The organism is Phytohabitans maris, assembly GCF_031085175.1.
In the GTDB taxonomy this organism is placed as follows: Bacteria; Actinomycetota; Actinomycetes; order Mycobacteriales; family Micromonosporaceae; genus Phytohabitans; species Phytohabitans maris.
On sequence record NZ_JAVHUY010000002.1, the window covers coordinates 47,573 to 60,494 of the forward strand.

12 protein-coding genes and 2 pseudogenes are annotated in these 12,922 nt (G+C 71.8%); 5 read left to right on the forward strand and 9 right to left on the reverse strand.

The window, feature by feature from the left end; translation table 11 throughout:
* Positions 1 to 211: 211 nt before the first annotated feature.
* Positions 212 to 949, forward strand: a complete 738-nt coding sequence (locus tag RB614_RS01925; protein WP_308710562.1) for a PIG-L deacetylase family protein — start codon at positions 212 to 214, stop codon at positions 947 to 949.
* A 176-nt stretch (positions 950 to 1,125) separates the two neighbouring features.
* Here the strand turns inward: RB614_RS01925 and RB614_RS01930 are convergent, their stop codons facing one another.
* Together RB614_RS01930 and RB614_RS01935 are read right to left on the reverse strand one after the other, a co-directional pair.
* The gene (locus tag RB614_RS01930; protein WP_308710563.1) at positions 1,126 to 1,794 is read right to left on the reverse strand and encodes a response regulator; all 669 of its coding nucleotides are present in this window, start codon (positions 1,792 to 1,794) and stop codon (positions 1,126 to 1,128) included.
* Positions 1,791 to 3,086 carry a PspC domain-containing protein gene (locus RB614_RS01935; RefSeq protein WP_308710564.1) on the reverse strand — a complete coding sequence of 432 codons (1,296 nt, stop codon included), beginning with the start codon at positions 3,084 to 3,086 and terminating at the stop codon, positions 1,791 to 1,793. The genes RB614_RS01930 and RB614_RS01935 overlap by 4 nt, the downstream gene beginning before the upstream one ends.
* A 128-nt stretch (positions 3,087 to 3,214) precedes the next feature.
* Here RB614_RS01935 and RB614_RS01940 point away from each other — a divergent pair, with 128 nt between their 5' ends.
* The 3 genes from RB614_RS01940 to RB614_RS01950 all read left to right on the forward strand — a co-directional run bounded on the left by RB614_RS01940 (position 3,215) and on the right by RB614_RS01950 (position 6,770).
* Positions 3,215 to 5,071 carry a PspC domain-containing protein gene (locus tag RB614_RS01940; protein WP_308710565.1) on the forward strand — a complete coding sequence of 619 codons (1,857 nt, stop codon included), beginning with the start codon at positions 3,215 to 3,217 and terminating at the stop codon, positions 5,069 to 5,071.
* Positions 5,068 to 5,469, forward strand: a complete 402-nt coding sequence (locus tag RB614_RS44215; RefSeq protein WP_428982904.1) for a hypothetical protein — start codon at positions 5,068 to 5,070, stop codon at positions 5,467 to 5,469. Before RB614_RS01940 ends, RB614_RS44215 begins: the two co-directional genes overlap by 4 nt.
* 80 nt (positions 5,470 to 5,549) lie before the next feature.
* Positions 5,550 to 6,770 (forward strand): phosphatidylserine decarboxylase, encoded by a 1,221-nt coding sequence (locus RB614_RS01950; RefSeq protein ID WP_308710566.1) that lies wholly within the window; start codon positions 5,550 to 5,552, stop codon positions 6,768 to 6,770.
* A gap of 450 nt (positions 6,771 to 7,220) precedes the next feature.
* Here RB614_RS01950 and RB614_RS01955 read toward each other — a convergent pair whose 3' ends face one another.
* The 3 genes from RB614_RS01955 to RB614_RS01965 all read right to left on the reverse strand — a co-directional run bounded on the left by RB614_RS01955 (position 7,221) and on the right by RB614_RS01965 (position 9,485).
* Positions 7,221 to 8,111, reverse strand: a complete 891-nt coding sequence (locus RB614_RS01955) for a CDP-alcohol phosphatidyltransferase family protein (protein ID WP_308710567.1) — start codon at positions 8,109 to 8,111, stop codon at positions 7,221 to 7,223.
* Between the two features lie 236 nt (positions 8,112 to 8,347).
* The gene (locus RB614_RS01960; RefSeq protein ID WP_308710568.1) at positions 8,348 to 8,482 is read right to left on the reverse strand and encodes a hypothetical protein; all 135 of its coding nucleotides are present in this window, start codon (positions 8,480 to 8,482) and stop codon (positions 8,348 to 8,350) included.
* Positions 8,483 to 8,540: 58 nt separating this feature from the next.
* Positions 8,541 to 9,485 carry an NUDIX domain-containing protein gene (locus RB614_RS01965; RefSeq protein WP_308710569.1) on the reverse strand — a complete coding sequence of 315 codons (945 nt, stop codon included), beginning with the start codon at positions 9,483 to 9,485 and terminating at the stop codon, positions 8,541 to 8,543.
* Between the two features lie 144 nt (positions 9,486 to 9,629).
* Here RB614_RS01965 and RB614_RS01970 point away from each other — a divergent pair, with 144 nt between their 5' ends.
* The gene (locus RB614_RS01970; RefSeq protein ID WP_308710570.1) at positions 9,630 to 9,872 is read left to right on the forward strand and encodes a PspC domain-containing protein; all 243 of its coding nucleotides are present in this window, start codon (positions 9,630 to 9,632) and stop codon (positions 9,870 to 9,872) included.
* Here RB614_RS01970 and guaA read toward each other — a convergent pair whose 3' ends face one another.
* The 4 genes and pseudogenes from guaA to RB614_RS01980 form a co-directional block, all read right to left on the reverse strand.
* Positions 9,873 to 11,426, reverse strand: a complete 1,554-nt coding sequence (gene guaA / locus RB614_RS01975) for a glutamine-hydrolyzing GMP synthase (protein ID WP_308710571.1) — start codon at positions 11,424 to 11,426, stop codon at positions 9,873 to 9,875. It lies immediately after the preceding gene.
* A 3-nt stretch (positions 11,427 to 11,429) separates the two neighbouring features.
* Positions 11,430 to 11,529 (reverse strand): annotated as a pseudogene (locus RB614_RS44220) (hypothetical protein); the annotation flags it as partial.
* A 24-nt stretch (positions 11,530 to 11,553) separates the two neighbouring features.
* Positions 11,554 to 11,913 (reverse strand): annotated as a pseudogene (locus RB614_RS44225) (DUF4276 family protein); the annotation flags it as partial.
* A complete protein-coding gene (locus RB614_RS01980; RefSeq protein WP_308710572.1) occupies positions 11,858 to 12,907 on the reverse strand; it encodes an AAA family ATPase in 1,050 nt (349 codons plus the stop codon). The pseudogene RB614_RS44225 and the gene RB614_RS01980, both read right to left, overlap by 56 nt.
* Positions 12,908 to 12,922 lie beyond the last annotated feature (15 nt).

A 12,922-nucleotide genomic window follows, 5' to 3' on the forward strand; every position in this document is an offset into this window, starting at 1 on the left:
CCATGCCTCCTGGGCGCTGGTGCGGGGCGGGTGAGGTGCTGACACTGTGACACCGCCCGCCCACCATCGTGAAGGAGCGTTATCAACCCGATATTCTGCCGGGACGCGGTCGATACTGTGTAAAGATCATGTTTCGCCAAGATCATCAGGCTTTGACCAGGGGCTTTTCGGACGAACGGCCGACACCCGATCCGTCGTACCATCGGTTGTTGTGACGTTCCCTGCCTCCGCTCCCGCACTCTCCGACGTTCGGCGCGTACTGGCCGTGTTCGCGCATCCCGACGATATCGACTTCGGTTCGGCCGGCACCGTGGCCGGTTGGGTGGACGCCGGCATCGATGTGGCGTACCTCATCGTGACCCGCGGCGACGCCGGCGGATTCGACGACACGCCACGAGATCAAATACCGGTGATCCGGGAAAACGAGCAGCGCGCGGCGGCGGCCGCCGTCGGGGTCAAGCAGGTCGACTTCCTCGATGGGTACCGGGACGGCCAGCTCACACCCAGCTACGCGCTGCGCCGCGACATCACCGCGGCGATCCGGCGGTTCCGGCCGGACCGCATCCTCACCAGCAGCCCGCTGCGCCGGTGGGAGCGCCTGGCCGGCCCGAGCCACCCGGACCACCTCGCGGTCGGCGAGGCCACCACGTGCGCGATCTACCCGGACTCCCGCAACCCGTTCGCCCACCCCGAGCTGCTCCAGTCCGGCCTCGAGCCCTGGGTGGTGCGCGAGGTCTGGTACGCCGGCGGCCCCAACCCCGACCACGCCGTGGACGTCACGGAGGCGTACCCGCGGAAGGTCGCCGCACTGCGCGCGCACGCCTCGCAGACCGCGCACCTGGACCTCGACGGCGGCTGGCTCCGCGACCGGATGGTCACGATGGCCGAGATGGCCGGCCTGCCCAACGGCCGGCTCGCCGAGGCCTACACCGTCCTGCGGACCGAGTGACGGCGGCCTCGCCCTTCGCGTCCCGCAATCCGACCCCGGCCCATGCGGGGAGCCAACGGCCTACAGCTGACCCGTCCTGTCCATAGAAACGCCGGGACGCACTTTCGCAGACGGGGTGCTGCTCTGTGATCAAAAGCTCCCCCCACGTCGCTAGAACGACTTGACGGGAGCTTCGATCACACGAGGCGGCGGTCGGCGGCCCAGCGGGAGAGCTCGTAGCGGTTGGACATCTGGAGCTTGCGGAGCACGTTCGACACGTGGGTCTCCACCGTCTTGATGGAGATGAAGAGCTCCTTGGCGATCTCCTTGTAGGCGTAGCCCCGGGCGAGCAGGCGCAGCACCTCGCGCTCGCGGTTGGTGAGCTGGTCGAGCTCGGGGTCGGCCACCGGGGCGTCCGGCCGCGCGGCGAACGCGTCGAGCACGAAGCCGGCCAGCCGCGGGCTGAAGACCGCGTCGCCGTCGGCCACCCGGCGGATCGCGGCGGCCAGCTCGTCCGGGGAGATGGTCTTGGTGACGTAGCCGCGGGCGCCGGCCCGGATCAGGCCGATCACGTCCTCGGCCGCGTCGGAGACGGAGAGCGCGAGGAAACGGACCTGCGGGTGGGTACGGCGCATCGCGTCGAGAACCGCCCGGCCGCCGCCGTCGGGCATGTGCACGTCCAGGAGCACCACGTCGGGCTCCATCGCCGCGATCCGGGAGATCGCCTCGGCCACCGTGCTCGCCTCGCCGACCACGTCGACGTGCACGCCCAGCTCGGCGCGGACGCCGGCGCGAAACATCGCGTGGTCGTCGACGAGGAATACCCGCAGCCGCCGCTGCTGATCGGTCTGGTCGGTGGTGGTCATGACGCGTCCTTCCCAGTGGTGACGCTCTCCCGCGTGGTCGGGAGGAACAGGCGTACCTCGGTGCCGTCGCCGGGCTCGCTGATGATCGTCGCGCGCCCGCCGTGCCGCCGCATCCGCCCGATGATGGAACCGCGGACGCCATGCCGATGATCCTCTACGGTGGACGGGTCGAAGCCGGCGCCCCGGTCGCGCACGAAGACGCTGAGCTGGTCGGGCTCGACCTCGGCGTAGAGGGACACGGTCTGCACCTTGGCGTGGCGGGCCGCGTTGACGAGGGCCTCGCGGGCGGCGGCCACCAGCGCACCGACCCGCTCGTCGGTCTCCCGGTCACCCACCACGACCGTCTCCACCGTGATCGCATACGTATCCTCGACCTCGGCCGCCACCTGCTCCAGCGCGGCGGCGAACCGCTCGGTGGGCGAGGCGACCGGCTTGTACAGCCAGTTGCGCAGGCTCCGCTCCTGCCCGCGGGCCAGCCGCTGCACCGCCTTGACGTCTCCGGCGTTGCGCTGGATGAGCGCGAGCGTGTGCAGCACCTGGTCGTGCACCATCGCGGCCAGCTCGGCCCGCTCCATCTCCCGGATGCGCCCCTCGCGCTCGGCGCGCAGCTGGTTGTACGTCCGCCAGAGCACCGGGCCGGCCACCACCGCCACGCCGGCGAGGCCGACGAGCGCGAAGATGATGCCGTTGACGACGGCGCCGAAGTTTTCCGCCGGGGAGTAGACGGCGACGACGCCGATGATGCCCACCGAGACGAGCACGCCGCCGCCGATGAAGCGGAGCAGGAACGCCCGGCGGTCGCTCTCGTCGACCACCGCGCCCAGCCACGGCACCCGGGGCAACGTCTCGCTCCACTGGCGGCGCCGCTCCGGGTCGGACTCGTGCCAGATGATGCCGGCGCCGACCGCGATGATCGCGACCAGCCATCCGGCCAGGCCGGTGACGCCCATCGCGCCGAAACCGAACACGAGCGTCTGCACCAGCAGCAGGCCCAGCCCGATCGCCACGAACGGGAGCAGGTGCATGAAATTGCGCCGGGGCGGGGCGGCGGCGGTGCGCACCTGGAGCGGCAGCACCGCCCAGAACGCCGCGTAGAGGAGCAGCCCCAGGCCGCTGAGCGGGAGCAGGACCACGAACGCGATGCGCACCCGCACCACGGGAATGCCCAGATGGCGCGCGATGCCCGACGCCACTCCCGCCACGACGCGCTGGTCGCGGGAACGGGTGAGGCGGGGCTGCTGGGTCCCGACGGTGACGATGGCTCTGCGCTCCCTCGCTCGATGCCTGCTCACCGATCGTCACACGAGGAACGTCCCCCTGGCCACGGGGACGCCCCGGACATTGGCGCCGGAGATCTCAGGGTGGCGTCAGGGTTGGCGCCTGAGGCTGTTCGGGTGCGGTAGCGGCGAGGATCGAACACATGACGGATGAAGGTGCCCAGGCCCGCCGACCGGAGGGCGAAGAGACAACCCAGCCCTCGCCCACGCCCTCGGCGGCGCCCGCGCCTTCGGCGGCGGAAGCGGCCTCCACGACGGAAGCGGAAGCGACCCGGGCGGCGGGTGACGAGCCCACGGCCCACGTGGGGCCGGACGAGCCCACCGCGGAGGTGCGGCCGGACGAGCCCACGGCCGAGATGCCATCGGCCGACCGGTGGGCCGCCGACCCGACGCTCCAGGACACCCCGGTAGGGAGCGGCGGCCAGGACGCGCCGCTGGGGAGCGCAGGGCAGGACGCGCCGCTGGGGAGCGGCCGGCAGGAGGCGCCGCTGGGGGGCGGCCGACAGGCACCGCCGCCTCCGCCACCGCCGCCGGGCGCGGGGGTCCCGCCGCCGGGTGCGCAGCCACCGCCGCCGGGTGCCGACGACCCCAGCATGGCGGCCTTCACCTCCCGGTACGGTCTGGTCCGTCCCCGCCAGGGCCGCTACATCGCCGGTGTCTGCGCCGCGATCGCCCGAGCCACCAACACCGACCCGGTGCTGTGGCGGGTGCTCCTCGCCGTGCTGGGCTTCTTCGGCGGCATCGGCATCCTCGTCTACCTCGCCGCCTGGCTCGTCATCCCGGCCGAGGGCGACACGGCCTCACCGGTCGAGTCGATGCTGGGCCGCGGCCGGTCGAGCATGTCGCCGGTCATGGTGATCGTGCTCGGCGTCCTGGTCGTGGTGATGTTCGGTCTGATCGTCACGGACGGCTTCCGGGCGGTGGTGCTGGGCGCCGCGGTGCTCATCGGTGGGGCACTACTGCTCAACCGGAAGCCTGGCCGCTCCGCCCCGGCGGCACACAGCGGGGGTGAGGTGCCGTTCGGGGCGGGGCGGCCGTGGCAGCCGACCCCACCGCCGTACCCGCCCCCGCCGGGACCAGGCCACGCCCAGCCGGCTCGCTCCGGGCCGTACCCGTCGACGGCCACCTTCCCTCCCCCGCCCTCGGCACCCCCGCCGGTGCCCCCGACCCCTCCGGGGCCGCGCATGCAACCGCCCAGCCCGCCGCCGATGCCGCCGCGTCCGCCGCACCGGTCGGGCCCGCCCTTCCCGCCGGCACCGCCCGCGCCGCCGCCGGGTGGATACCGCCCGCCGTTCGCGCCACACGGGCCGTACGCCGGACCGGGTCCCTACCCGCCCAGCTACAGCGGGCCACCGGCCCCACCGCCCAAGCCGCCGAAGCCGCCCAAGGAGCGCTCGCCGCTCGGCGCCGCGACGTTCTCGCTGATCTTCGTGGCGCTCGGCCTGGTGGCCGCGCTCGACCTGGCCAACCTCGTCAGCATCAAGCCCTCGACGTACTTCTTCGGCGTGCTCGCCACGATCGCGCTCGGCCTGCTGATCGGGGCCTGGTTCGGCCGGGCCCGGTGGCTGATCGCGCTCGGCTTCATCGCCGCGGCCGCGCTCGGCATCTCGACGATCGCCGAGAGCCAGGTCGGGCGGTACGAGACTTCGGGCCGCGACGTCTACTGGCAGCCGGTGAACGTGCAGACCATGCCCGAGCGGTTCGAGCACAACTTCGGCAGCGCGGTCCTCGACCTGTCCAAGGTGGACTTCACCAACCAGGACGAGGTGCTCACCGTGCATGTGAGCTTCGGCGACCTCAAGGTGATCGTGCCGCCCAATGTGGACACCACGGTGCACGCCGAGGTGAACGCGGGCGACGCGCAGATCTTCGACAACAAGTCCAGTGGCTTCCAGACCTCGCCCGACGAGATCGTCAACTTCGGTGAAGACGGCGAGGGCGGCGGCAAGCTCGACATCACCATCAAGGTCAACGCTGGCTCGGCGGAGGTGCACCGATGAAGCCGCACCGTACTGATGGCGTCTCCCTGACGTTCGCCCTCCTCTTCCTGGCCATCGCGGCCTGGTGGTTCATCGCCCAGCTGCTCCACCTGTCGCTGCCGGCGGTGGGCTGGTTCGTGGCCGGTGCGCTGATCTTCCTCGGCGCGCTCGGGCTGATGGGCGCGCTCCGCTCCGGTCGGGGCGAAGCACCCCCGCCGGCCGAGCCGGCACCCGCGCCGGAGCCGGCCCTCGCACCGGTCAGCGGCCTCCCCGCCGAACTGCACGCCGACATCGTGCGGGAGCTGCTGGCCGGCCCGCAGACGCCGTACCTGCCGCCGGTCAGCGGGGCGCCTTCGCCGGCGAAGGCGCCGGAGACGACAAAGGCTCCGGAGCCCAAGCGCGACAACAACCCGGGCTGAGCCTGGACCGATCCTCAGGGCGTCCCGCGTGGCATGCGGGACGCCCTGATGGCGTACCGGATGCCGCCTATGCTGGGCGCGTGACCCAGACCCGCACCGCGGCCCGCGCCGCGCGCACCCTCGCCAGCGAGCTGGCCCGCCACAACGGCCCCAAGTCGGGCCTCGTCGTCGGCGCGCACGGCCGCTCCGCCGTGCTGGCGGCCGCCATCGAGGGCATGCTGCCCGGCGACACACTCACCGTCGTTCCGGTGGCGGCGGCCGCGGTGGGCGCCCTCCGCGACCACATCGCGGCCCAGAGCCGGTGGGTGACCGAGCGGGTACGCGTGGCGGACTCGCTCGCCGAGGCGGATCCCGCCGACGTGGTGATCGTCGCGGAGCCGCTGCGGGGCTCGGCCGAGGAGGCCCGGGCGACGGTCGAGGGCCTGACCAAGTACCTCGTGGACGGTGGTGTGCTCTCCGTGGCCACCGGGCTCAACGGTGGTGCCGCGGCCGAGCTCGACCGGCAGGCCGCGCTCTTCGGCGTCGGCTCCGACCTCGTGCTGCGCAACAACCCGCCGCTGCGCGTGCACCGGCTCCGCTTCACGGCGGCGGAGGCAGCGCTGGCCGGCCATGTCGCGCCGGCGTACCGGCCGTCGAGCGTGCCGCTGACCCGCACCATGCACATCGACTCCAACGGTGTGGCCGCCGCCGGCATCGCGCTCGGCCTGGCCGCGCTCACCCGGCTCGCCCGCCCCAAGTCACGCCTGTGGCTGGTACCGGCGCTGGCCGCGGCCCCGGTGGCGGCGTTCTTCCGCGACCCGCAGCGCGACGTGCCGGAGGACCGGTCGGCGGTCGTGGCGGCCAGCGACGGCAAGGTGCTCTCGGTCGAGCGGGTCCGCGACGACCGGTTCGGACCGGACGAGTTCCTGCGGGTGGCGGTCTTCCTGTCGGTGTTCGACGTGCACGTCAACCGCGCGCCGGTGGCCGGCCGGGTGGTCGACTACTTCGACACCGACGGCGGCTTCGCCGCGGCCATGCGGCCGGAGGCCGAGCACAACGTCGCGGCGTACACGGTGCTGGACACCGCACACGGCACGGTGGTGGTCGCCCAGCGCACGGGCCTGGTGGCCCGCCGGATCGTGCAGCGCGCCCCGGTCGGCGCCCTGCTCGCCAAGGGCGAACGCTTCGGCCTGATCCGCTTCGGCTCCAGGACCGACGTCTACCTGCCGGCCGGCGCCGCCGAGCCGCTGGTCGCCCCCGGCGATCGTGTACTCGGCGGCGCATCGGTCATCGCCCGCTGGACCCCTATCTCCGAGACCTGAGCGACCGCGACGATCCCGCCCGAACCTGGTGATCGTGGTATTTGAGTGCCCCGCTGGGGGCAGCTACGTACCACGATCTGATTCCGCGACACGATGTCGATCACCTGCGGCTGGGGCTTACCCCTCGCTACCGCCGCGCGGGTTGTCCAGTGCCCCGTCTGTGCGTGCAGGTCGAGAGCTCCGCGCACGCATGACCGGGCCCGGCGGCGACAGCGCGAGGAACCCGGCGCGGACCCGGGCAGCGGAGAACGGTCGCGTGCGGGACCGACCTGGGCGGGCAGTGTGGTTGTGGAGCGCGGAGGGTGAGGCCGCGGGAACGCACCCCAAGAAAACGCTCCGCTGCGCTCCACGTTTCCCCGGGGACCCCGCGCAACGGTCCGGACCACCGCGGAGATCGCGGTAGCTCAAATATCAAATCGGAGCTGGGGTGGCGGGGGCCGCCACCCGCGGTCAGCTCGACGAGACGGCGCCGGAGTGGCGCTGGCGGAGCCAGAGGACGGGGCCGCTGGCGACGTAGCAGACCACGATCGCGGCGAAGGTGAGGCGCGGGTCGACCAGGGCGCCCACGACCGGCAGCAGCCACAGCCACGGCGGCAGCTTGATCAGGCGGGCGATCTTGGCGTAGGGGAAGCTGGAGACCATCGCGAACGCCAGCAGCGTCACGCCGGCGAGCTGGGCGGCGCCCGACATGGGCAGCTCGATCAGCACGCCGACGGCGAGCACCGCCGCGACCATCGTGGTGGGCACGCCGCAGAAGAAGCGGCCGTCCTTGGGCGAGACGTTGAAGCGGGCCAGCCGGATCGCCGCGCACCCGGCGACCAGCGTGCAGCCGGCCGCCGCGGCAGCGGTGGGGACGGTGCCGGAGAGCGAGGCGTAGACGACCACGGGCGCGGCGAGGCCGAACGAGCACATGTCGGCCAGCGAGTCCATCTGCGCGCCGAACGGGCTGACCACGCCGAAGCGGCGGGCGAGCGCGCCGTCGAGGCCGTCGAACACCACGCAGGCGATCAGGCAGACGGCGGCCGTGCGGACGTCGCCCTGCATGGCCAGGAAGATGGCGAGCAGGCCGAGCGTGAGGCTGCTGAGGGTGCAGACGTTGACGATCACGAACTTGGCCCGGCGGGCGGGAGTGTGGTCGCCCGGCAGCAGCGGGATCGTCCCGCCGCTGGTGGCCGCGCCCGCGGGAGCCGGGCTCACCGGCAGGAGCGACTCGATCTCGTCGTCGGTCACCGGCTCGTAGTGGGTCGGCACGACAACCGTGGAGCCGGCGCTCGAATCCGGCCGGCGCCGGCCGACGCGGACCAGCAGCACCTGCCGGGCGAACGAGCCGCTGCGGCGCAAACGCCCTGCCCAGCGGCGCCCTCCGGGGCGTGGACTGTCTGTCGCACGACGCCGGCGCCAAGGGGCTCTCGGCACGTATCCCTCCATGACCGGGTCGGTCTCCCCGCCGCCTCGACGGCCGCCCGGTCGCATGCGGCCTACACCATCGCACAGTCCGGCTGGCTTGGCGATAGCCGAGCGGATCTCCCGGAACGAACCCCTGGTAGGCGCGCCCGCGAAATTCGCAGCCTCACATTCTAGCCGGTGCCACCCAAACCGGTCGTCATACGCGACACCGCGGCGGCCGCCACGACGGTCAATGGCAGCGCGGCGGCTTCGTCCGGCGAGAACCACCTCGCCGCCACCGTCGAACCGCCGGCCGCTTCGGTCACGCGGGGAGGAGCACCCGCCCGACGCCGTCCCGGCAGACGCCGTAAGCGGCGATCCGCCTCAAAGTCGGGCCGCGCGCATCGCTTCCGCCGTGACCTCGGTGAGCTCGTGCGCGGCCAGTGCGAACAGCTCGTCGCGGCCGAACCAGCGGGCCTCGGACGTCGAGCCGCCCACGTCTCCCACGCTGGGCGGGGCCGGTGCCTCGACGAGCACGCGATAGAACGCGCGCACGCCGTGCCAGTCGATCGGGTAACCCTCGGGGCCGAGCGAGGCGGCGTCGCGGTGGCTCGCCACGCCGAGCAGCTCGACCAGGCGCCCGGTCTGGCCGGTCTCCTCCAGCAGCTCGCGGATCAGCGCCGCGCCGGGCTGCTCGCCGTAGTCGGTGCCGCCGCCGGGCAGGTGCCAGCAGCCGGCGCCCGGGTAGCCCTCGGCGACCCTGGTGAGCAGCACGCGGCCGGCCGGGTCGGTGGCCACCGCGTACGCCGCGAAGCGCTGCGCCCGGTGCAGCCCGTCCGGCCCGGGCACGGCGTAGAACGACGGGAAGTCGGGCGCCGCGTCCGGCCGCAGGTCGACCGCGGCTCCGGGCAGGCCCAGGGCAGCCGCGGTGAACGACCGGAGCGGAAGCCCCTTGGCCGCGTCGAGCGTCTGCCAGCGGGCCAGGTCGGTGGGCTGCCCGACGCGGTCGCAGAGCGTGCCGCCGCGGACGGTCACGTTGTAGATCAACCGGTCGGTGTGGATCGTGATGCCCCGGTGCGGCAGCGCCCGCATGTCGGCCAGCACGTCGCGCAGCCCGGTCACGCTCACCGAGAGGCCGGTCTCCGCGGCGGTCTCGCGGACGACCGTGTGGTTGGGATCCTCACCGTGGTCGACAGCGCCGCCGGGCAGCGACCACACCCCGGGGGTACCGGAGCGTGGCGAGGCGCGCACGAGCAGCACCTGCCCGTCGGAATCGGACACGACGGCGTAGGCCGCGATCCTGCGAAGCGGCTCAAGTGCGGGGGTCACAGGGGGGCATTCTTCCCGAATGAGGTGACAAGTCTGTGACGCCAGTCAGATTCCTGACACATCACTGCCCATCCGGGAGGTATCAGGGTACTCATCCGGGCGCTCACCGAGGTCGCGGAACGTCTCCGGGCGGACCGTTGAGACATGACCGAAAACCCTCCTTACAAGCAGCTCAGGCGCCCCACCACCGACCGCGTCGTCGCGGGTGTGGCGAGCGGCCTCGGCCGGTACTTCAACGTGGACCCGGTGCTCGTCCGCGTGGTCTTCGCGGTGGCGACCGTGCTCACCGCTGGGCTGGCCGCGCTCGCGTACCCGGTGATGTGGTTTCTGATGCCGGAAGAGCCCGCCGACGCGCCGGCCTGGCCGGCCCAGGGACCGACGCCCTGATCACTCCCACTCGATCGTGCCCGGGGGCTTGCTGGTCACGTCCAGCACCACGCGGTTGACCTCGGGCACCTCGTTGGTGATGCGGGTGGAGATCCGGGCGATCAGGTCGTACGGCAGGCGGGACCAGTCGGCCGTCATCGCGTCTTCGCTGGAGACCGGGCGCAGGACGACCGGGTGGCCGTACGTGCGGCCGTCGCCCTGCACGCCCACCGACCGCACGTCGGCGAGCAGCACGACCGGAAACTGCCAGACGTCGCGGTCGAGCCCGGCCGCGGTGAGCTCCGTGCGGGCGATCAGGTCGGCGGCGCGGAGCACCGCCAGCCGCTCGGCCGAGACCGCGCCGATGATCCGGATCGCCAGCCCCGGCCCCGGGAACGGGTGCCGCCACACCATCGCCTCGGGCAGCCCGAGCGAGAGCCCCAGCTGCCGTACCTCGTCCTTGAAGAGCGTTCGCAGCGGCTCGACCAGCGCAAACTTGAGGTCCTCGGGGAGCCCGCCGACGTTGTGGTGCGACTTGATGTTGGCCGTGCCGGTGCCGCCACCGGACTCGACGACGTCGGGGTAGAGCGTCCCCTGTACCAGGAACTCGACGTCACCGGCCGCCGCGACCTCCCGCGCGGCGGCCTCGAACACCCGGATGAACTCCCGCCCGATGATCTTGCGCTTGGCCTCCGGGTCGGTGACCCCGTCGAGCGCGGCGAGGAAGCGGCCGGCGGCGTCGACCACCTTGAGCTTGATGCCGGTGGCCGCCACGTAGTCCTGCTCGACCTGCTCGGCCTCGCCCGCGCGCAGCAGCCCGTGGTCGACGAAGACGCAGGTCAGCTGGTCACCGACCGCCTTGTGTACGAGCGCGGCGGCCACCGCGCTGTCGACACCGCCGGAGAGAGCGCAGATGACCTCCTTGTCGCCCACCTTCTCCCGGATGGCCGCCACCTGGTCGTCGATGATGTTGCCCATCGTCCAGGTCGGCTCGATGCCGGCGATGTCGTACAGGAAGCGGGTCAGCATCGCCTGCCCGTGCGCGGTGTGCGCCACCTCCGGGTGGAACTGCACGCCCGCCCGCCGGCCCGCCACGTCTTCGAAGGCGGCCACGGGAGCGCCCGGCGACCCCGCGGTCACCGCGAAGCCCGCCGGTGCGCCGGTCACGCAGTCGCCGTGGCTCATCCAGACCGAGAGCTCGGCCGGCAGGTCGTGCAGCAGCACACTGGCCCCCGGGCGGACGGCGAGCGTCGTACCGCCGAACTCACGCTGCCCGGTGTGCGCGACGGTGCCGCCGAGCGCCTGCGCCATCGCCTGGAAGCCGTAGCAGATGCCGAGGACCGGCACGCCGGCGTCGAAGAGCTTGGCGTCGACCTGCGGCGCGCCCGGCTCGTACACGCTGGAGGGGCCGCCGGAGAGGATGATCGCCGCCGGGTCCTTGGCCAGCATCTCGGCCACGGGCATCGAGTGCGGCACGATCTCCGAGTAGACCTTGGCCTCCCGCACCCGGCGGGCAATCAGCTGGGCGTACTGGGCCCCGAAGTCGACAACCAGTACCGGACGCGGTGTGCTCATGTATCAAGAGCGTACGTGCTCCTCCAGCCGAACCAACCAGGAGTCCAGGTGAGGGCACTGTGCACGGAGAACGGCCAGGCCGAGTTCTTCGATCACCAGGGGTCCATGAAGTGTCTTCGACGTGCGTCACCCGCTCGTACGCACCGGCCTCCGGCCGGTCCGACATGCCCGGCGCGTCCGACGGAAGTCCGTAGTAGTCGATGAACGTCGTCACGACATCGAAGTTGGATCCCAGTAGAAGCCGCAGGTCGCGCTGGATACGTGGCCAATGGCTGACGCCGCCCCGGTACTTGCCCCCGCTCGCCGGCCGTTTGGTCTCCAGGATCGAAATGCTGACCGAGCCCCCCAGGGATTCGAGGTGTGGCCGCAGCACCCGGTCCGCGATGATCTCCTCGGTCTGGCCCTCGACCAGGAAGTGAACGCGGCGCACCTCAGGCCACCTCGCGCCTGGGCCGCCCCCCGATGAGGTTCTTCTGCCACAGTTCACCGAGGGAGTACTCGTCGAGCCAGGCGGTGAGCCGATCCGGACTCGGACGGCGGAAGACCGAACTGCCATCCTCGCGCTCGACGACTATCAAATCTTCGAGCGACAGCTGGTCGATCAGCGTCACCGACTGTGTCGCGACGACGACCTGGCTCTCCGCGGATGCGGCCCGGAGCATCTCGGCCAGCTGCACGATGGCGAAGGGGTGCAATCCCAGCTCCGGTTCGTCGAGCGCGACGAGGTGTGGCAGATCAGGGGAGAGCAGAAGGGTGGCGAGACAGATAAAGCGCAGCGTTCCGTCGGACAGCTGATGCGCGGAGAAGACCGTGTCCGAGTCGACCTGACGCCACCTGAGGCGAATCTCGTCCGTTCGCTCCGGTTCGAGTACGAAATCACGAAAGAACGGCGCGACTCGCCTGACCGACTCAGAGATCTCGCGATAGACCGCGGGCCGGTTTTCCTGCAGCCGCCAGAGCAGTGCGGCGAGGTTTCCAGCGTCCGACTGGAGACGAAGGTTGTCGGCCGTCGGCCCAAACTGCTTCACCGGCGCACTCGCGCTTGTGTCATGGAAGTGATAGACGCGAACTCCGCGAAGCAGGTGGACGACGTCCCCATCGTCCCGGGCGTCCAATATCGACTCGTAGTGACCACCGCCGGTACCAAGGGTCTCGTCCCGGTTCGTGATCCGTTCGTCCTGGAAGATCAGCCGTTCGTCGACGGTGCGCCGAAGGACTGCTTCATATCGCACTCCCAGCGACTCCACCTTGAGCGTGAGCTTCTCGGCCCGGGGCTTGTGCAGGAGTGCGGATGGTCCCCCGTTGATTCCGACGTAAAGTTGCAGATCTTTGTCGACGATCCTGCCAAGCAACTCCAGCGCTCGTACGAAGTTGCTCTTTCCGGCGCCGTTGGCCCCGACGAGGACGTTCAGCGGGCGCAGCCGTACGTCTGCATCCCGGATGGAGGTGTATCCAGCAACGGTCACGGCGTCGATCCGCATGCGCCCACTGTACGG